At 73.2% G+C, this 18922-nt stretch carries 19 protein-coding genes and 1 pseudogene; 12 read left to right on the top strand and 8 right to left on the bottom strand.

Features of this window, described 5'->3' with window-relative positions; genetic code table 11:
- Window positions 1–46 precede the first annotated feature (46 nt).
- Together J2S42_RS07640 and J2S42_RS07635 are read right to left on the bottom strand one after the other, a co-directional pair.
- Complete coding sequence (locus J2S42_RS07640; protein ID WP_307236708.1) at window positions 47–3391, bottom strand: 3-keto-alpha-glucoside-1,2-lyase-like domain-containing protein; 3345 nt, start codon at window positions 3389–3391, stop codon at window positions 47–49.
- 312 nt (window positions 3392–3703) lie between these two features.
- Window positions 3704–4276 carry a hypothetical protein gene (locus J2S42_RS07635; RefSeq protein WP_307236705.1) on the bottom strand — a complete coding sequence of 191 codons (573 nt, stop codon included), beginning with the start codon at window positions 4274–4276 and terminating at the stop codon, window positions 3704–3706.
- Between the two features lie 129 nt (window positions 4277–4405).
- Here J2S42_RS07635 and J2S42_RS07630 point away from each other — a divergent pair, with 129 nt between their 5' ends.
- From J2S42_RS07630 to J2S42_RS07610, 5 genes are all read left to right on the top strand, one after another.
- The gene (locus tag J2S42_RS07630; protein ID WP_307236703.1) at window positions 4406–5518 is read left to right on the top strand and encodes a sensor histidine kinase; all 1113 of its coding nucleotides are present in this window, start codon (window positions 4406–4408) and stop codon (window positions 5516–5518) included.
- A complete protein-coding gene (locus J2S42_RS07625) occupies window positions 5515–6156 on the top strand; it encodes a response regulator (protein WP_307236700.1) in 642 nt (213 codons plus the stop codon). Before J2S42_RS07630 ends, J2S42_RS07625 begins: the two co-directional genes overlap by 4 nt.
- 78 nt (window positions 6157–6234) lie before the next feature.
- Window positions 6235–6492 (top strand): hypothetical protein, encoded by a 258-nt coding sequence (locus J2S42_RS07620; RefSeq protein ID WP_307236697.1) that lies wholly within the window; start codon window positions 6235–6237, stop codon window positions 6490–6492.
- A 57-nt stretch (window positions 6493–6549) separates the two neighbouring features.
- Window positions 6550–7203, top strand: coding sequence for a hypothetical protein (locus tag J2S42_RS07615; protein WP_307236694.1), 654 nt, complete (start codon window positions 6550–6552; stop codon window positions 7201–7203).
- Window positions 7204–7348: 145 nt separating this feature from the next.
- Window positions 7349–7816 (top strand): RICIN domain-containing protein, encoded by a 468-nt coding sequence (locus tag J2S42_RS07610; RefSeq protein WP_307236692.1) that lies wholly within the window; start codon window positions 7349–7351, stop codon window positions 7814–7816.
- 54 nt (window positions 7817–7870) lie between these two features.
- On the opposite strand, the gene J2S42_RS07605 is transcribed toward J2S42_RS07610, so the two are convergent.
- Together J2S42_RS07605 and J2S42_RS07600 are read right to left on the bottom strand one after the other, a co-directional pair.
- Window positions 7871–8869, bottom strand: a complete 999-nt coding sequence (locus tag J2S42_RS07605; protein WP_307236689.1) for an SEC-C domain-containing protein — start codon at window positions 8867–8869, stop codon at window positions 7871–7873.
- Window positions 8870–8977: 108 nt separating this feature from the next.
- Window positions 8978–9310, bottom strand: a pseudogene (locus J2S42_RS07600) (response regulator); the annotation flags it as partial.
- 72 nt (window positions 9311–9382) lie between these two features.
- Between J2S42_RS07600 and J2S42_RS07595 the strand changes: the two are divergent.
- Window positions 9383–9529: a hypothetical protein gene (locus J2S42_RS07595; RefSeq protein ID WP_307236685.1), complete on the top strand. Its 147-nt coding sequence runs from the start codon at window positions 9383–9385 to the stop codon at window positions 9527–9529.
- Between the two features lie 317 nt (window positions 9530–9846).
- Here the strand turns inward: J2S42_RS07595 and J2S42_RS07590 are convergent, their stop codons facing one another.
- Window positions 9847–10044, bottom strand: a complete 198-nt coding sequence (locus J2S42_RS07590; protein ID WP_307236682.1) for a hypothetical protein — start codon at window positions 10042–10044, stop codon at window positions 9847–9849.
- 194 nt (window positions 10045–10238) lie between these two features.
- Between J2S42_RS07590 and J2S42_RS07585 the strand changes: the two genes are divergently transcribed.
- On the top strand, window positions 10239–10388 hold the full coding sequence (locus J2S42_RS07585; protein ID WP_307236679.1) for a hypothetical protein: 150 nt from the start codon (window positions 10239–10241) through the stop codon (window positions 10386–10388).
- A 25-nt stretch (window positions 10389–10413) separates the two neighbouring features.
- Here J2S42_RS07585 and J2S42_RS07580 read toward each other — a convergent pair whose 3' ends face one another.
- Entirely contained in the window at window positions 10414–10812 is a 399-nt protein-coding gene (locus tag J2S42_RS07580; protein ID WP_307236676.1) for a Fur family transcriptional regulator, read from the bottom strand.
- Between the two features lie 154 nt (window positions 10813–10966).
- Here J2S42_RS07580 and J2S42_RS07575 point away from each other — a divergent pair, with 154 nt between their 5' ends.
- Window positions 10967–11761, top strand: coding sequence for a GNAT family N-acetyltransferase (locus J2S42_RS07575; protein ID WP_307236674.1), 795 nt, complete (start codon window positions 10967–10969; stop codon window positions 11759–11761).
- A 3-nt stretch (window positions 11762–11764) separates the two neighbouring features.
- Here J2S42_RS07575 and J2S42_RS07570 read toward each other — a convergent pair whose 3' ends face one another.
- Window positions 11765–12229: a DUF234 domain-containing protein gene (locus J2S42_RS07570; protein ID WP_307236673.1), complete on the bottom strand. Its 465-nt coding sequence runs from the start codon at window positions 12227–12229 to the stop codon at window positions 11765–11767.
- Window positions 12230–12257: 28 nt separating this feature from the next.
- The gene (locus J2S42_RS07565; RefSeq protein ID WP_307236671.1) at window positions 12258–12521 is read right to left on the bottom strand and encodes a GlsB/YeaQ/YmgE family stress response membrane protein; all 264 of its coding nucleotides are present in this window, start codon (window positions 12519–12521) and stop codon (window positions 12258–12260) included.
- A 182-nt stretch (window positions 12522–12703) separates the two neighbouring features.
- Here J2S42_RS07565 and J2S42_RS07560 point away from each other — a divergent pair, with 182 nt between their 5' ends.
- The 4 genes from J2S42_RS07560 to J2S42_RS07545 all read left to right on the top strand — a co-directional run bounded on the left by J2S42_RS07560 (window position 12704) and on the right by J2S42_RS07545 (window position 18915).
- Window positions 12704–12937: a transporter associated domain-containing protein gene (locus J2S42_RS07560; RefSeq protein ID WP_307248656.1), complete on the top strand. Its 234-nt coding sequence runs from the start codon at window positions 12704–12706 to the stop codon at window positions 12935–12937.
- A 143-nt stretch (window positions 12938–13080) separates the two neighbouring features.
- The gene (locus J2S42_RS07555; protein WP_307248654.1) at window positions 13081–14628 is read left to right on the top strand and encodes an ABC transporter transmembrane domain-containing protein; all 1548 of its coding nucleotides are present in this window, start codon (window positions 13081–13083) and stop codon (window positions 14626–14628) included.
- Entirely contained in the window at window positions 14625–16337 is a 1713-nt protein-coding gene (locus J2S42_RS07550; protein ID WP_307236669.1) for an ABC transporter ATP-binding protein, read from the top strand. Before J2S42_RS07555 ends, J2S42_RS07550 begins: the two co-directional genes overlap by 4 nt.
- Window positions 16338–16704: 367 nt before the next feature.
- Window positions 16705–18915 carry a glycoside hydrolase family 65 protein gene (locus tag J2S42_RS07545; RefSeq protein WP_307236666.1) on the top strand — a complete coding sequence of 737 codons (2211 nt, stop codon included), beginning with the start codon at window positions 16705–16707 and terminating at the stop codon, window positions 18913–18915.
- The last annotated feature ends 7 nt before the right edge of the window (window positions 18916–18922 follow it).

Genomic DNA, 18922 nt, shown 5'->3' with positions numbered 1-18922 from the left:
TCCGCCCGCTCGTCCTCCCGGCCGCCCGGGAGGACGAGCGGGCAGGTCACGCGGGTTCGATCCAGATGTTGCGGTAGCGCACGTTCGCGCCCGGATCGCCGTGGTCCTGGAGGCGGATCGGCAGTGCGGCCGGGCCCTCCGCCGCACCGGCCCCGGTCGGTCCGTCGATCGCGACATCGTTGTGCACGGTGACGCCGTTCCAGACGACGGTGACCCGGGCGTTCTCGGTCTTCGTGGTCCCGTTCCAGCGGGCCGCCCGGAACGTGACGTCGTACGTCTGCCACGTCTCCGGCGCGGTCGCGGCGTTCGACGACGGCGCCCGCTTGAGGTAGATCGCACCGGCGTCGTCCGCGGCCGGCACCGCCTTGCCGTACGAGTCCAGCACCTGCAGCTCGTACCGGTCCTGCAGATAGATGCCGCTGTTCGCGCGCGCCTGACCGGTCACGTCACCCGGCAGGTTCGGCAGCCAGAACTCGACGTGCAGCTTGAAGTCGCCGTACGCCTGCTTGGTCCGGATGTCGCCGCCCAGCACCTCGGCCGAGCCGCCGGAGACCGGCCAGGTCACCGCGCTGCCGTCCGCGTTGCGGAACGCGTTGAGACTCCCGCCGTCGAACAGCGTGACCCGGCTCGGACCGTTGTGCGTCCAGCGCTGCTGTGCCACGTTCGACCACGTCCACAGCTGCACCGCGGTGCCGTCCGCGGTCGCGCCACCGGCCACGTCCAGCACCTTGCCGGACTGCGGGTTGACCAGCGCGCCGTCCGGCCGCGCCTGCCACACCTGCGCGCCGCTGTTGTTGCAGGTCCACAGCTGCACCCGGGTGCCGTCCGCGGTGCCGGAGTTGGACACGTCCAGGCACTTGCCGAGCGCGCGCAGCGTGTCGCCCTCCCGGGTCCAGCTCTGCGCGGTCGAGTTGTTGCAGGTGTAGATCTGCACCTTGGTGCCGTCCGCGATGCCGGCGTTGTCCACGTCCAGGCACTTGCCGCCGATCCCGGTGATCGTGCCGGTGCCGGTGGCCGCGGCCGAGGCGTTGCCGACGGTCAGGCTGTCCAGGTTGACGTGCCCGGTGTCCGCGGTGTCCACCCGGTACGACACCGCGTTCGCGCCGGCCCGCAGCGTGACCGAGTCGGCCAGCGTCGCCCACGTGTCCCAGTTCGCGGTGCTGGGCAGGCTGACCTGTTTCACCCGCGCCCCGTTCACGTACAGACTCATGGTCTTGGTCATCTGGGACGGGTTCGGCCCGTTGCTGTAGCGCAGCGAGACCGGGTACGTGCCGGCCGTCTGCGCGTCGACCGAGAACGTGGTCGCGGACCCGGCCGCGCCGTGCCCGGCGGCGAAACCGGTGCCGGTGTAGCCCGGGTGGTCGGTGGCGACCGACGTGCTGCCGGTCAGCCCGGAGTTCTCCGCCTCCACCAGGCCCGACTTCAGGATCGTGCCGTTGGCGAGGCTGTTCAGCGTGTACCAGGCCTCGGTGCTCCACAGTGACTGATTCGACGTGGAGGTGAACGGGCGCGGCGAGCGCACGTGCACCACCCGGCCCGGCTTGAGTCCGGCCAGCTTCAGCGTCACCTTCAGCCGGTCCGCCGACAGCGTGGCGGACGTGACGGGCAGCGTCTCCTCGTCCACCTTCGGCCCGCCGTAGGCCGGCGTCGGCACGTACCGCCACTGCTTCGCCCGGTAGCGCGCGGCCAGCTGCGCCGCGGTCGCGTCCGAGACCGGCTGGGTGTACTCCAGCTCGAACCCGTCCGCGATCGCCTTCATCGACTTGATGTCGAACACGCCGGTGTTGTTCGGGACGAGCTTCTGCAGGCCGTAGGTGAGCTTGCCCTCCTGTCCCCAGTTGCCGCCGGCGCCGAGCCCGCCCACGTAGAGCGCGCCGTCCGGGCCCTGGCTCAGCCGCAGCACGCCCATCTCCAGGCCCTGCGTCATCCGGAAGACCGCGCCCTGGTACTGGCCGCCGACCTTCTCCAGGAACCCGCGCTGGATGCCGCCGTAGGTGACGTCACCGAAGAGCATCTGCCCCGCGTACGGACCGGAGTTCAGCATGATCGGCGTGCTCGGCGAGTTCGCGATCTCGTTCTGCGGCAGCCACAGCACCGGCTGGGTGACCGGCTGCAGGTCGAACGGCCCGTCCGGATTGGTGTAGTGGCCGAAGAACCGGTTCGGCTTGACCTGCACCAGCTTCGACGACGGCAGCCAGCCGCCCTGGTTGTCCAGCACGAAGATGTCGCCCTCCGGGCCGAAGTTCAGGCCATTGGGGGTACGCAGGCCGCCCGCGATGTACTCGACCGCGCCGGTGGACCGATTGATCTTCACGGTGGTGCCCCGGTTCGGCGAGCCCTGCGGGTCCGTGGTCGCACCACCGAGGTTGATCGACACGGACAGGTTCAGGTAGAAGAACCCGTCCTGGTAGAGCAGCCCGAACGCGAACTCGTGGAAGTTACCGTCGAACGGCCAGGTCGCCACCCGCCGGTACTGGTCGATCGTGCCGTCGCCGTTGGTGTCGTTCAGCTCGGTCAGTTCGTGCTTCTGCGAGACGTAGATCTTGCCGTCGACGATCTTCAGCCCCATCGGCTCGCGCAGCCCGGTCGCGATCCGCCGAGCGGTGACCTGAGGGTTCGCGCCGGTCACGCCGCTGAGCACGTAGACCTCACCGGCCGTGGTCTCGCTGCCGCCCCAGGTCGCGATGGCCAGCCGCCCGTCGGGGAACCAGTCCATCGCGCTCACCTGCGGCTGGAACCCGGCCGGGCGCAGGTTCGCCAGCGTGTAGCCGGGGTGCACGCCGGTCAGCGGCAGCCCGTCGCCGGGGGAGTCGCCCGCGGTCTCGCACTCCTTGCGCCCCGGCGCGGTCACCCGCACCACGCCCACGTCCGTGCTCAGCACCGTGTTCGGCACCAATGTGAACGAGGTCGCGCCCGGCGGCCGCCAGTCCAGCGTGAGCTGCTGGCCGCCCTCCCGCTCGAAGTAGTCGATGTGCAGCGCGTGGTAGCCGGCGGTCAGCGCCACCGTGCCCTCCACCGGTGTCGGCCCGTGCGCGCCGTCGTTGTTGATCAGGGTGCTGCCGTCGATGCTGAGCCGCGAGCCGTCGTCACTGGTCAGCCGGAACGCGTAGGTACCCGCGGTGGTGATGTTGATGTTGCCGATCACCTCGGACTGGAAGAAGTTGTCCACCCCGAAATCCGCCGCGGCCGACCAGTTGATCGTCGGCATCAGCTTGTCCACGTTCGGCGTCTGGCCGGGCTTGAGCGTGCAGAGCGAGTCCCGTGACGCCTGCAGATCGAACGTCCGCAACGTCACCCCCGGCTCCTGCGGCGGCGGCGCCGCGACGGCCGGCACCGCGGGCACCAAGCCCGCGAGCACGGCGGCGGCGATCAGCACTGTCCGTGTCTTCATCGAACCACCCCAGACCTCGACATAAATCGATGTCTGCGGACGCTAGACCCCTTCTGCTCGTTCGTCCATAACTTCCGCGCGATTATCTAAAAGTTTGTTTCCAGTAAGGAACGCCGCTGGTCCCGCGCGTGCCCGGGTTGCGCCTCCCGCGTGGCGTTGTGGTTCGTGGTCCCGGCGCCGGTCTCGGCCGGAGTCCTGACGGGCGGCGAGGTCTGCCCGCGGGAGCATGCGGAGCCCGGCCACGCCGGAGGTGGGGAAGATCCAGAACGTCGTTCCCGGTCCTCACCGGACCGGGGGAGAGCCGCGTCGATCTCACCTGAGCGCGACGGCCGGGCGGCGGGCGGCGGTGCGGGGGAGCGTGACCGACAGCCACAGTACGCCGGCCGAGCCGAGCAGCAGGCCGCCGAGGTAGACCCATTCCGGGACGGATCCGCGTAGTGCGGCGGCGCTCAGGCCGGTGACGTACAGGGCCAGCGGGGCCCGCGGCAGCACGGCGGCCCGCCAGGATGCCGCGCCGAACAGCAGCACGCCGGTCAGGAACGTCAGCGCGACGGCCAGGAAGTACGGGCGGCCGGGGGCGGTCAGGACGGCCGGATCGTGGAAGCGCAGGACCGCGTGGGTGAGGAACTCGATCGCGAACAGGCCGCTCAACCCGAGGTGGTGGAGGCTGAAACCGGCCAGGCCGAGCCGGCCGGCGGCGTGTCGTTGCACCAGGTAGAGCGCGGTCAGCGTGAACAGCAGCAGCGCGGCCGCGGGTGGCGCGAGCGCGTGCGTCAGCGCGTTGGCCGGCAGCAGGCCGGCGCGGCGGGCGACGGCGAGCAGGGTCAGGGTGCCGCCGGCGAGGCCGGCGATCGCGGCGAGGCGGTACAGCAGGGTGTCGGTCATGCCGGTCAGCGTGCCGTCGCGGTGACCGGGCGGGGCAGTGCCGGCCGGCCAGTCCGCGGCACATGACGAACGGCTGGTTCCGGACGAAGCGGTAGGCGTGCGGACCGGCACCGTCCTATGGTGACGACCATGCGCTGGATGGCCTCCGGTCTCTACCTCGCCGTGCTGGCAGCGGGTCTCTACTGGTCGGCGGCCGGGCCGGTGCGGCGCGTGCCGGTCCCGGTCGCGGTGTTCGCCGGGGCGATCGTCCTGTTGCTGCTCGTCGAGGCGGTCGGCGGTACCGGCCGGCGTCGTGCGGTGGTGCTGCTGTCCGCGCGCATCGCGCTCTACGCGGTGGTCGCGGTTTCTGATCCGGGTGGGTTCGGCCGGGCGCTGTTCATCCTGGTGCCGTTCTTCGGGTACGAGCTGCTCGGTCGCCGGGCCGCGCTGGTGCTGGCCGCCGCGTGCCTGCTCGGTGCGGTCTCGGCCGCCGCGTTCACGCCGGGCTGGCACACCGACCCGGAGACCGTCTCCGACCTGCTGATGTTCTTGATCGGGCTGGCGTTGACACTGGTCACCGCCGCGGTCGCGGACGACCGGCGGCGCGGCCGGGAACGCGCGGAGGCGCTGGTCGGCGAGCTGCGCGCGGCGCAGCGGCAGGTCGCGGAGTTGAGCGCGGCGGCCGAGCGCCACCGGCTGGCCCGGGACATCCACGACAGCGTCGGCCACCATCTGACCGCGATCAGCGTGCAGCTGGCGAAGGCGGAGGCGTTCCGCGCCCGTGACCCGGTCGTCGCGCACCGGGCCGTCGCGGACGCCCGGGCCGCCACGACCCGGGCGCTGCAGGAGGTACGCGAGTCCGTCGGTACGCTGCGCACCGGGACGTTCTCGCTGGTAGCCGCGGTCGAGACGCTGGCCGGTGGGCTGACCGGCACCGGTCTGCGGGTCGCGGTCACCCGCGACGGCAGCGAGATCGGGCACGCCCGCCCGACGCTGGAGGCGCTCTACCGGGTGACGCAGGAGGCGCTGACCAACGCCTGCCGGCACGCCGGTGCCGACCAGGTGCGGGTCGCGCTGCGCTTCGACGACGCCGTGACCGTCGAGGTGACCGACAACGGCCGGGGGTTCACCGTGGGCACCGCCGAGGGCGGCGGGCTGCGTGGCATGCGGGAGCGGCTGGCCGCGCTCGGCGGCGAGGTGCGCATCGAGTCCGCGCCCGGCCGGGGGACCCGGGTGACCGCGCGGGCCGGCGGCCCGGCATGACGGACGTGCGCGTCCTCGTCGCCGACGACCAGGCGCTGATCCGGGAGGGCATCGCGTCGCTGCTCGGGCTCGAACCCGGCATCACCGTGGTCGGCGTGGCCGCGGACGGCCGGGCCGCGGTGGACCTGGCCGAGCGCACCCTGCCGGACGTGGTGCTGATGGACGTGCGGATGCCGGTGCTGGACGGGCTGCGCGCCGCGGACCTGCTGCGCGAACGGCTGCCGTCCTGCCGGGTGCTGATGCTGACCACGTTCGACGACGAGGAGTACGTGCTGGGCGCGTTGCGCGCCGGCACCAGCGGCTACCTGCTCAAGGATCTGCCGGCGCGGGATCTGGCGCAGGCGGTCCGGCTGGCCCACGCCGGCATCGGCCAGCACGACGCGGCCGCGCTGCGCCGCCTGGCCGAGGCGGTGGGCCGGCGTCCCGGTGCGCCGGTAGCGCCGGCGCCGGACCTCACGGCACGCGAGATCGACGTGCTCCGCCTGATCGCACAGGGCGCCACCAACCGGGAGATCGGCCGGCGCCTGTACGTCAGCGAGGGCACGGTGAAGAACCACGTCTCGCACATCCTGACCCGGCTCGGCCTGCGCGACCGGACCCAGGCCGCGCTCTACGCCCGGGATCGCGGGCTGCTGTGACCGCCGGTCCGTGGGGCCGGGACCCCGCGGACCGGCCGGGACTCAGTTGGCGTACGCCTCGAGTTCGTTGACCCGGACGTGCAGTTGCTGGTGGTTCGGGCCGCTACGGCCGGCGCGGTCGCGCTCCACCGGGAGGCCGGCGACCGCTACCACGAGGCGGACACGCTGATCCACCTCGGCGACTGCCACCGCGACGAGGGCGACCCGGACGCGGCCCGGGCGGCCTGGGGGCACGCCCGGCGAATCCTCACCGAGCTGCGGCACCCCGCGGCCGCCACGGTCGAGGACCGCTTCCGCACCCGCTGCGATCAGGGTGCCACCCGGGGCAACCCGTAGGGAGACTACATATCATTCCGGATGGCGGCGGCGGCACGCCGGACCACGATGAACGACGTGGACACACGCAAGCGCTGGCGCCGGCTGACCGTCTGGCTGCACATTCTCAGCTCCGCCGGGTGGATGGCGCAGGCGATGGCGCTGTGCGTCATGCTGAGCACCGGGCTGGCCACCGACGACCCGGCCGTCCGCGCCGCGTCCACCACCATGTCGCTGGCCACCGACGCCCGGCTGCTCGCCCCGATGGCCGACGTGTCCGCGTTCACCGGCATCATGCTGTCCGCGGCCACGCCGTGGGGTTTCTTCCGGCACCGGTGGGTCCTGGTCAAGTTCGTGATCACGCTGGTCCAGCTGTACGCCGGCATCTTCCTGCTGTCACCGCAGTTGCAGCAGTCCGCGGTCACCGGCCCGGTGCCGGCGCAGGTGGTCGCCACCGCGCTGATGGCCTCGGCGATCGCGTTCCAGGCCTGGCTGTCCGTCGCGAAGCCGTGGGGACCGGTCGGGCGTCGCCGCCGGGGTGGGAACACCGGCCCGGCCTGGGTGTTCGTGGCGGCCGTGCTGGGCGGGCTGGCCGACCTCGCCCTCGCCCTCGTGCTCGGCCATCCGATGCCGCTGCTGTCGATCGCCCTGATCGTCGTCGTCCTGGCCGTCCGTCGATCGTGGACGGTGGCGCCCGCCGGCGGCCGGCCCGCGCCCGGCCGCATCGGGTGATCGCCGCAGTCGGGCGAATGTCGGGCAAAGCGCTTTCCGGTTCGCCTTTCGCCGATCGGCTCCGGCCGGTCCGGCGGTCGCCTATGGTGGGTCTGCCGGGCCTGGCACGTCATATTCGCCAACACGAACGACGCAAGGACTGGTCATGAACGGCTCTCTCAAGGCTCGCCTGTTCTTCCTGGTGGTAGCCACGGCCGCGGCACTGCTGGCCGCGCCCGCGGCCGCGAGCGCGGCACCGCCCGGAACCATCCGCAGCGAGCTGAACAACCTGTGTGTGGACATCGAGGGCGGTAGTTACGCCGCCGGTGCCCGGGTCATCACCTGGGACTGCCACGGCTACGCGAACCAGCGGTGGTACTGGGACGGCGACTCGATCCGCAGCCGGCTCAACAACCTCTGCCTGGACATCGCGGGCGGCGACTACGCCCGCGGCGCCGGGATCATCATGTGGCCGTGCCACGGCAACGCGAACCAGAGCTGGTACTGGTACGGCGACACGATCCGCAGCGGCCTCAACAACCTGTGCCTGGACATCGAGGGCGGCAGCTACGCCCGCGGTGCCCGGCTGATCACCTGGACCTGTCACGGCAACGCCAACCAGGCCTGGTACTGAGATCGCACCACGGGAAACGGCCGGGCATCCGCCCGGCCGTCCCCGTGTGGCCGGTCAGCCGCGCGAGCGCGGCAGGCAGCACTTCTTGTACTTCTGACCGGACCCGCACCAGCACGGCCCGTTGCGCTCCACCGGCCAGGAGATCGCGGTCGACCGCGTGGCCTGCGTGCGCGCGTACCCGGCGCGGGTCTTCGGGTCGGCCGGGTCGCCGTCCGCACCGGCCGTGCGGACCAGCGCGTCGACCGAGCCGACGCCCAGCGTCAGGCCGACGCCGCCGGCCGCGGCCAGCCGGACCAGCTCCTTCTCCAGGCGGGCGCGGTGCTCGTCCCAGGTGGTGCCGTACGCCTCGCCGAGCGCCGGCCACTGCGACACCAGCCGGTCGAACTCCGCCTGCGGCCAGAACAGCAGCTCTGCCTCGGCCGCGTTCGCGGTCGCGGCGACGCCCGCGTTGGCCAGCTTGGTCTCCAGCCGGTCGGCCAGGTTGTCGTGCCCGTCGTGCGGCAGCCCGAGCGCGTGCCGGAGCCGGTGCCGCTGCTGCAGCAGGAAGAACAGCTGGCCCGCCTCCTCCGCGCTGGCCGGGTCCGCGGACCCGCCGCGCTCGGCGAGCGCGGACTGCACGGCCTCGGTCAGCCACTGCTCGGCGATCTTGGCACGGCCGCCCACGGCCAGCGCGGCGCTCACGTACGCCGGGGCGTCGGTGTATCGGGTCAGCAGCGGGCGCAGCGGCTCGATCGCGGCCTCCGCCTCGTCGGCACGCCCGGCGCGGAACAGGATCCGCGCCCGCAGCGCGCGGGCGGCGGCGACCTTCTCGTCGTCCCGCGTCCCGTACGCGTCGAGGCCCCGCTCCGCGTACCGCAACGCGGCATCGATCTTGTTCCGGCTCTCGGCGATCTCCGCGGCGAGCGTCAGCGCGAGCCCCGCGTCACCCGCGTCCGCGAGCCGCCCGGCGTCCACCGCGTCGGCCAGCTCGGCGGCCACGCCGAGCGGGTCGGCGGCGCCCAGCGCGGACTGCCGGATCTGGAGAAGGTCGTCGCTGGTCAAGTCAGCTTTCATCGGCACACCGCCACCGTACTGCGCGCGGTGCACCGGATTCGTTGATCTGGGTCTCACTTCAGCTCTGGGCGTATCGGAAGAACGTCAGGTGACCAGCCCGTTGCGGTAGGCGTACGGCGCGTCCTTGAGCAGGAAGCCGCTCGCACCGGCGCGGAGCGCGTCGTAGACGTACCGGTCCAGGTTGAACGTGGTCACCACCAGGACCTTGACCGGATCGGGTACGCCGGCGCCGGCCAGCCGCCGGGTCGCCTCGATGCCGTCCAGCACCGGCATGCGCACGTCCATCACCACCACGTCCGGGCGCAGCCGGGCGGCCAGCTCGACCGCGGCCTGCCCGTCGCCGCACTCGCCGACCACGGTCAGGTCCGGCTGCGCGTCGATGATCGTGGTGAGGCCGGTGCGGACCAGGATCTGACTCGCACGGCGCCACGGTAGTCCCACGCGTACGGGACCTTCGCCCCTGACCCGTGCAGCGTCCCGCTCGTTACCGTCGGTCAGGAGAGGAGGCACGTCATGCATCGCCAACTCGTCATCCTCGGAGCCGTCATCGCGTTCCCGGTCGTCGCCACCGCCGCCGGAGCCGCCGCCACCGCGCTCGCCGTCGGCGTCGCCGTACAGCGCGCCGCACACGCGCTGGCCGCTCGGCCCATAGTTAGATGATCTGTATATTGCGGGCGTGGGGTCTGATGTCTTGAACGGCACGCCACACTGGACGCTGCGGCTGCTGCACGCGTACCCGCCGGGAGACCGCCGCGCGGAACTGATGGACACCATGCTGATGGCCGCCACGGCCGGCGGGCGCCGCCACCCGACCGCGCGCGAGACGCTCGACGTGCTGCGCCGCGCGCCCCGGGCCGGCTCGGCCGGCCCGGCAGCCCGCTCGTCGAGCTGGGCGACTCGTGGCAGACGGTCGCCGGCACCCGAGACGGCCGGCTGCTCACGCTGGACGACCATCGCTCCGCCGAGGGCGGCGTCACCTACCTCCGGGTGCGCGGGACCGACCCGCCCGGCGTGGCCGCGGGCACGATCGCCGGTGCGCCGGCCGGGCTGATCCTCGGCTGGTTCCTCGCCGGTGCGATCAGCCGGCGCACCGAGGCCCGCCCGCTCACCGGCGCGCTGCTCACGCTGTGCACGGTGGTGACCTCGCTGTTCCGCACGCCGGTCGCGCTGCTCACCACCGTGCGATTCACCGGGTACGCCGGGGCGGGGATACGACCTCGGCGAGACTCCGTTCTGGAGCTGGGTCCTGCCCGGCAGCGAGGGTTTCCTGCTCGCCACGCCCGCGCTCTGCTTCGCCGGTATCGGCCTGCTGATCGCCGCCGCCGGCCTGACCCGCCGCCCGGCCGAGCCGGTGGTGGTGCTCTCGGCCGTGATCGCCGTCGCCGTCGCGGTCGTGGCGGCCGTCTTCGTGTTGCTGCTGTCCACCGTCATCGGCATCTGGGCGGTGTGGCCCGCGATCCCGGCCGCCCTGGTCCTCGCCGTGATCCTCGGCCGTTCCCCGCGCCGCCACCCCCGCTGACCGGCCTTCTGCGCGCTCCGGGCGGTCAGGCGGCGCAGGAGGGGCAGGTGCCGAAGAGCTCGACGTTGTGGTTGAGGTCGCGGAAGCCGTGGCGTTCGGCGACGGCGGTCGTCCACCGTTCGATGGCGGGACCCTCGACCTCGATCACCCGGCCGCAGGAGCGGCACATCAGGTGGTGATGGTGGCGCGGGCTGCAATGGCGGTAGACCAGCTCGCCCGTGGCGGTGCGGGTCGCGTCGACGGTGCCCTCCTCGGCCATCACCTGCATCGCCCGGTAGACCGTGGTCAGCCCGATGTGGATGCCGCGCCCGCGCAGGCCGGCGTGGATCCGCTGTGCGCTGAGGAACTCGGTCGACTCCCGCAGCAGCGCGTCTATCGCGGCGCGATGGCGAGTGCGCCGGCGCGGCCGGTCGCCGTTGGTCATGTCGGGTGCCTCCTGCGGGGTCCGAAGCAGGAACCGACTATAGAAGATGACTATCATTGCCGCTAATGGTGCTGGTTCACCGGCGGCGGCATTCCGGCACGGTGATCATCGAGTGGGCTGGACGGTGAACAGTCCCGGCGGCCACGCTCGGATCATGGAGCTGCCGGTGGCCGGTGAGGCGGTGGAGGGCGCGTTCCTCCGCGCGATCGCGGAGCACGCGCCGGCCGCGCTGCGCGAGACGCTCGGCCTGCGCGCGACGCGGGTGGACGGCGTCACCGTGCTGACCGTGCGCGCCGGCATCCCGATGTTCAACCGGGCGATCGGGTTCACCGCGCCGGTCACCGCCGGCCTGCTGGACCGGATCCTGGACGTCTACCGCGCGGCCGGCGCGCCGAGCGCGGTGCTGAAGCTCCCGCCGCCGCTGCTGCCGGACGACTGGGCCGAGCTGTGCGCCGCACGCGGCCTGGCACCGCTGCCGGACTCGGTCAAGGTCGCCCGGTCGGCCGCCGGACCGCCGCGGATCCGCACCGGCCTGCGCGTCGGCCCGGTGCCGGCGGACGCGGAAGCGGCCTGGACCGACCTGGTCATGTCCGCGCTGGACCCGGTGCCGCACCTCGCCGACCTGCTGCCCGGCCCCGGCCGGGACCCGCGCGGCCACCGGTTCGCGGCCTGGGACGGCGGCGAGATGGTCGCGGCCGCGCAGCTGTTCACCCACGGCCCTGCCGGGGTCCTGAAGAGCGGCGTCACCCGCGCCTCACACCGTGGCCGTGGCGCACAGTCCGCGCTGATCGCGGCCCGGATCGCCGCGGCCCGGCACGCCGGCTGCGACTGGGTGGTCTCGGAGACCAGCGCGCCGGAACCGGGCGAGCACCACACCTCGCTGCGCAACCTGGAACGCCTCGGCTTCACCCGCACCTACGACTACCGCACGGTGCGCTGGGCGGCCTGACGGCTACCGGTTCCTCGGCCGCCAGGCGTCCAGCAGCTCGGCCGGGGCGTAGCCGGCCCGGAGGCCGTCGGCGTCGATGCCACTGCGGCTGATCGCGAGCAGCGGCACCGGGTCGCCGGTGATCGCGGCGCGGTGCCGTTGCAGCGCGGCGAGATCGTGCGCGTCGAACGGGCAGTTCTCCAGCCACTTGATCGAGCCGAGGAAGAGCAGCTCCTCGGCGACCGGGCCGCGGTCCGCGCCGACGACGTCGATCTCGACCGAGTTGCTGCGGGTCCAGTACGCGCCGACCACCGGCGCGGCCGGCAGCACGTCGTCGGGCAGCAGCCGGGCCAGGGACTCGCGCAGCACCGGCTCGATCACGCGCCCGCGCCAGCCGGTCCAGCTCCGCCGGATGCGCGCCAGCGTGAGGTCGCCGCGGAGCCGTTCGATCTCGGGCAGGTGCGCACATCGAGAGCCCGGACGGGTCACCGCCCGGGCTCTCGGGGAGCGGGAACCGTCAGCGACGACCGCGCAGACCGGCGACCACACTGACGCCGGCTGCGGCCAGCGCCACCTGGATCGCGATCTCGATCCAGTCGATGCCGCGGGTCTCCGCGACGCCGAGCGCGGCCGCGATGAACGTGCCGATGATCGCGGCGACGATGCCGATCACGATGGTGAGCCAGATCGGGATGTTCTGCTTACCCGGTACGACGAGCCGCCCGAGCGCGCCGATGACCAGGCCGATGACTATCGCGGTGAGGATGCCGGAGATCTCCATGGCCGCCGGGTTTCCCGGCCGCCGGGCCACGGCAAACGGATGTGTCGGAAGTGATGGCGGCATGTCATCGATCTGTCATGTGCGACCCGGACCCGCGCCGTGCAACCGGGGCCGGGCATCATGCCGGTACGGGCACCGTGTCGCCGATCGAGGACGACGACCGGATCCGGCGGTCGCTGACCATGGCGCTGGCCGACGATGGGTACGTCGCCCGCGGCGCGTCCACCGCGGAGGAGGGCCTGGCCGCGCAGCGCCGGGACGCGGCCGACACCGTGCTCGCCGGCCTGGTGCTGTCCCGGCTCGGCCACATCCCCACCACCCCCGGCGGGGTGGTCGGCCCGGGCGCGCACACCGCCGAGGTGACGCAGATCAAAGGCCGGGCGATCACCCAGGTCAGGGTGCGGAAGGCCGGATAAATCGGAGGACCGGTGCCGAACGGGTACGGAAGGATGCGTGGGTGGACACCCGCGGACCCTGGCGATATTTGTGGTGGCTGGCCCGGCGGCTGAAACGGCGCGTCGCACTCGGCGCGTTCTTCGGGTCGGCGTGGTTCCTGAGCATGGCCGCCACGCCGTGGCTGATCTCCCAGGCGATCGACCGCGGCCTCGCACCGCGCCGGCCGGCCGCGCTGATCACCTGGTCCGTGGTGCTGCTGGCGGTCGGCGTGCTCAGCGCCGGGCTCGGCATCATGCGGCACCGCAGCATGACGAAGATGCGGCTGGCCGCGGCGCTGGAGACCGCGGAGCTGGTGCTGCGGCACGCGACCCGGCTCGGCGCCGCGCTCCCGCGCCGGATCACCGCGGGCGAGGTGGTCACGATCGGCATCTCCGACGTGTGGACGATCGGCCGCGCGCTGAACGTCGCCGGCGTCGGCGTCGCCTCCGTCGTGGCCTGCCTCGCGGTCGCGCTGCTGCTCCGCGACATCTCGCCGCTGCTCGCCGCGGTGGTGCTGGTCGGCGTGCCGGTGCTGGCGTTGCTGATCGTGCCGCTGCTGGCCCGCACCCGCGACGCGGGCGACCGCTACCGCGAACGGCAGGGCGCGCTGAACACCCTGCTCACCGACATCATCGGCGGCCTGCGGATCCTCAACGGGCTCGGCGGCAAGGACACCCATCAGCGACGGTACGAACTCCAGTCCGCGCTGCTGCGCGACCAGGGCTACCGGGTCGGCGGCCCGTCCAGCTGGATCGGTGCGCTCGGCGGCGGCCTGCCGATCGTCTTCCTCGCGGTGGTCATCTGGCTGGCCGCCCGGCTCGCCGTCACCGGTGACCTGACGCCGGGCCAGCTGGTCGCGGTCTACGGCTACACCGCGATGCTGGTCATCCCGGTCGACGTGCTGATCCTCTGCGGCCGCGACCTCGCGCACGGCGTGGTGGCGGCCCGCCGGGTGGTCACGTTCCTCGGCGTACCGGTGGACGAACCGGCCGGGGTGCCCGGACCGGACCGCCCGGCCGCGCTGCACGACCCGGAGTCCGGCGTGACCGCGGCACCCGGCCGGCTGACCGCGCTGGCCGGCTCCCGGCCCGCGGACGCGCGCGAGATCATCGACCGGCTCGGGCGGTACACGCCGTCCGAGGCCACCTGGGACGGCACGCCACTGTCCACGATCGACCGGGACGAGATCCGGCGGCGAATCCTGGTCGCGGACAACGACGCCGCGCTGTTCGCCGCTCCGCTGCGCGACGTGGTCGCCGGCCGGCACGACGGCGACGTGCGGCCGGCGCTGGACACCGCGGTCGCGCACGACGTCGGCGACGACCTGGACCGGCCGGTCGACTGGGGCGGGCGGAACCTCTCCGGCGGTCAGCGGCAACGGGTCCGGCTGGCCCGTGCGGTGCACGCCGACCCGGAGATGCTGCTGGCCGTCGAGCCGACCTCCGCGGTGGACGCGCACACCGAAGCGGCGATCGCGGAACGGCTCAGCGCGGCCCGGGCCGGCCGCGGCACGGTCGTCGCGACCACCTCGCCGGTGCTGCTGGACCGCGCCGACATCGTGTACTACCTGGTTGACGGCCGGGTGGCGGCGAGCGGCACGCACCGCGCGCTGCTGGCCGGGTCGGCCGGCTACCGCGCGCTCGTCACCCGGGCGTTCGGGGAGGACTCATGATCGCGGACCAGCGGCACGTGGCCCGGGCCGCCGCCCGGCTGATCGGCGCGGAACGCCGTACCGTCGCGATGATGATGCTGCTCAGCGCGCTGGCCGCGCTGGCCGGGCTGGGGGCGCCCTACCTGCTCGGCCGGGTGATCGACACGGTCGGGGCCGGTGGCGGCGTCACCGACGTCGACCGGCTCGCGCTCGCGGTGGTCGGCTGCGCCGTCGCAGAGACCCTGCTCAACCGGTACGCGCTGGGCGCCGCCTACCGCTTCGGCGAGCGTACGGCGGCCCGGATCCGGGAGACGTTCCTGCGCCGGGTGCTCGCGCTGCCCGCCTCGGTCGCCGAACGCGTGCCCACCGGCGACCTGGTCGCACGCGGTACCACGGACGTCGACACGGTCGCCACCACGCTGCGCGACGTGCTGCCCGGCATGTTCCTGAGCGTCGTGCAGATGATCTTCCTGGTCGCCGCCGTGATCGTTCTCGACCCGCTGCTCGGTGTCAGCGGCGTCCTCGGCCTGTCCGGCATCTGGTTCACCGCCCGCTACTACCTGCGCCGGGCCCGCGCGGTCTACCTCGCCGAGGGGCAGGCCAACTCGCGGCTGGCCGAGGAGCTGTCCGCGACCACGACCGGTGCGCGCACCGTCGAGGCGCTCGGCCTGCACCGGCGCCGGCTCGACGCCGGACGGGCCGCGATCGCGGAGACCCGCCGCACCCGGCTGCGGTCGCTGGCGCTGCGCAGCGTGTTCTTCCCGGTCGCGGAGACCGTCTACGCCGTACCCGCGGTGCTGGTCCTGCTGCTCGGCGGCGTGCTCTACGCGGACGGCCGGGTCAGCCTCGGCACGGTCGCCGCGGCCGTGCTCTACCTGCGGCAGCTGGTCAACCCGCTGGACACCATCCTCATCTACATGGAGCAGGTGCAGAGCAGCGGCGCCGCGTTCGCCCGGATCGAAGGCGTGGCCACCATCCCGGCGCCGCCCGCGGTGACCGCCGGCGTGCCGGACGGCGACCGGATCGAGGTGATCGGCGTCCGTTACGCCTACGGCACCGGCCCGGACGTGCTGCACGACGTCGATCTGACGGTACGGCCGGGGGAGCGGCTCGCCGTGGTCGGCCTCTCCGGCGCCGGCAAGTCCACGCTCGGCCGTCTGCTCGCCGGCGTCGACCGGCCCACCGCCGGGTCCGTGCTGGCCGGCGGCGTGCCGATCGCCGACCTGCCGCCGGACCTGCTGCGCCGCCAGGTCGTACTCTGCACCCAGGAGCATCACGTCTTCCGGGACACGTTGCGCGCCAACCTGATGACCGCGGCGCCGGACGAGGAGCTGCACCGTGCGCTGCGCACGGTCGGCGCGGACTGGGCCGACGACCTCGACCGTGACCTCGGCGCGACCCCGCTCGACGGCGCGCAGGCCCAGCAGCTCGCGCTCGCCCGGGTGCTGCTGGCCGACCCGCACACCGTCATCCTGGACGAGGCCACCGCGCTGCTCGACCCGACCGCGGCCCGCACCGCCGAGCGCGCGCTCGCCGCGGTTCTGCACGAACGCACGGTCATCGCGATCGCGCACCGCCTGCAGACCGCGCACGACGCGGACCGGGTCGCGGTCATGCACGCCGGCCGGATCATCGAGATCGGCGCGCACGACGACCTGCTGGCCGCCGGCGGCCCGTACGCGGACCTCTGGCACTCCTGGCACGGCGACGAGTCCAACGTGTCGTCCTGACGACGTCGTCGCGCGCCGCGCGCCCGGCATGTCGTCACCCACGCATCAGGACTCAAGATCCTTTCATGCGTCACGGCCCTTCCAGCCCCCGCGAAAGGGCCGTGACGCATGAAAGGATCTTGACGCCGGGCCGGGAGAACGCGGCATGCGGCAGGGTGAGTACGCCGCCGGGCCGACCGCGCCGATCGGCGGTCGCTCCTGATGTCCCTCGTGTCGCCGGCGGCGGGGCCGCCGGATGCGCGGGGCTCGATGATCATCGGGTCGGCTCGGGGTGATCAAGGGTAGCGACCGGCCACCGAGATCACTCGTGCCAATCCGTGGTGAGCTGGGTAAGGGACTTGGATACCGGAGCGGCGAGAGGGTGCGGATGTCTGAGATCGGGGCGGCGGAGCCGTGGGCGGTACGGGAGACGGGCGTGCCGGACGACGGCGAGCTGCGCCAGCGGGAGTCCGTGTTCGCGCTGGCCAACGGCCACATCGGCCTGCGCGGCAACCTGGACGAGCCGGAGATCTGCGGCATGCCGGGCACCTACCTGAACTCGCTGTTCGAGGAGCGGGACCTGAGCTACCCGGAGGAGGGATACGCGTTCCCGAAGCGCACCGAGACGATCGTGGACGCGCCGAACGCCAAGCCGATCACGCTGACCGTCGGCGGTGAGCGCTTCGACGTGCGCACCGGCACCGTGACCCGGCACGAGCGGGTGCTCGACCTGCGGCGCGGCACGCTGGTCCGGGAGGTCGAGTGGACCTCGCCGCGGGGCGTGCGGCTGAGCCTGCGCACCGAGCGGCTGGTCTCGTTCACCCGGCCGTCGATCGCGGCGGTCCGGTACGTGGCCCGGGCCGACGCGCCGCTGCGGGCCGAGTCGGACGTGCGGGTCAACGAGGAGCCGCCGGAGCAGCGGGACGACCCGCGGGCCAGCGAGATCATCCCGCGGCCGTTCGAGCCGGTGGCGCACGACCGGGACGCGCTGGTGCACCGGACCCGCCGCTCGAAGATCTCGGTGGCGGCCGCGGTCGCGCACGTCGGCGCGGACGGCATCGTGTCGTCGGAGCCGGACCTGCTCCGGTGGACCGCGGAGGGCCACGGCGAGCTGCGGTTCGACAAGATCGTGGCGTACCGGTGGGGTGGCGACGAGGACGTGCGCGAGTCCGCGCTGCGGGAGCGGGACGCGGCCGTGGCGGCCGGGTTCGACGTGCTCACCGACGAGCAGTGCCGGCACCTGGAGGCGTTCTGGGCGGACGCGGACGTGGAGATCGACGGTGACCCGGAGGTGCAGCAGGCGGTCCGGTTCGGGCTGTTCCACGTGCTGCAGGCCGGTGCGCTGTCCGTGCCCGGCCCGATCCCGGCGAAGGGCCTGACCGGCAACGGATACGACGGCCACACGCTCTGGGACACCGAGATCTACGTGCTGCCGGTGCTCACCTACACCCACCCGGAGTACGCCGAGCGCGCACTCCGCTGGCGGCACCACACGCTCGGCCACGCCCGGGACCGGGCCCGGGAGCTGGGCCTGGCCGGTGCCGCGTTCGCCTGGCGGACGATCACCGGCCCGGAGTGCTCCGGCTACTGGCCGGCCGGCACCGCGGGCCTGCACGTGAACGCGGACATCGCCGGTGCGGTGCTGCGCTACCACGCGGCCACCGGCGACGAGACGTTCATGCGCGAGGCCGGCCGTGAGCTGATCGACGAGACCGCGCGGCTGTGGGTGAGCGTGTCGCATCTGGACGCGGACGGCGTCGCGCACATCGTGGGCGTGACCGGCCCGGACGAGTACAGCGCGCTGATGGACGACAACGTCTACACGAACCTGATGGCGCAGCAGAATCTGCGCGCCGCCGCGCTCGACCAGCACTCGCTGGAGATAGCGGACCGGATCGCGATCCCGTACGACGAACGGCACGACGTGCACGACCAGTCGGCCGGGTTCACCCGCCTGGAGGAGTGGACCTTCCCGGGGGACCGGTTCCCGCTGATGCTGCACCACCCGTACCTGAACCTCTACCGCCGTCAGGTGGTCAAGCAGGCGGACCTGGTGCTGGCCATGCTGATGCGCGGCGACGTGTTCACGCCGGAGCAGAAACGGCGTAACTTCGCCTACTACGAGGCCCGCACGGTCCGTGACTCGTCGCTGTCCGCGCCGGTCCAGGCCGTGCTCGCGGCGGAGACCGGGCACCTGTCCCTGGCCCACGCGTACCTGGCCGAGGCCGCGCTGCTCGACCTGCGCGGCGGCGGCGAGTCCGGCGGCGACGGCCTGCACATCGCCGCGTGCGCGGGCGCGTGGATGGCGCTGGTGATGGGTTTCGGCGGGCTGCGCGACTGCGGCGGGCGGCTGTCGTTCGCGCCCCGGCTGGCACCGGGCCTGTCCCGGCTGCGGTTCCGGATGCGCTGGCGGCGGGCGCGGCTGACCGTGACCGTCACGCCCGGCGAGGTGACCTACGCGGTGCGCGGCGACGCCGCGACGTTCGGCCACGAGGGTACGGAGGTGACGGTCGCGGACGGCGACAGCGTGACGTTCCCGCTCACGCCGGTCGAGGACCGGCCCGCGCCGCCGTCACCGCGCCCACCGGCACCGCGCTGACCCGGAC

Source organism: Catenuloplanes indicus (genome assembly GCF_030813715.1).
In the GTDB taxonomy this organism is placed as follows: domain Bacteria; phylum Actinomycetota; class Actinomycetes; order Mycobacteriales; family Micromonosporaceae; genus Catenuloplanes; species Catenuloplanes indicus.
Note: the sequence above shows the minus strand (reverse complement) of the source record. Positions and strands in the feature narration are given on the sequence as shown.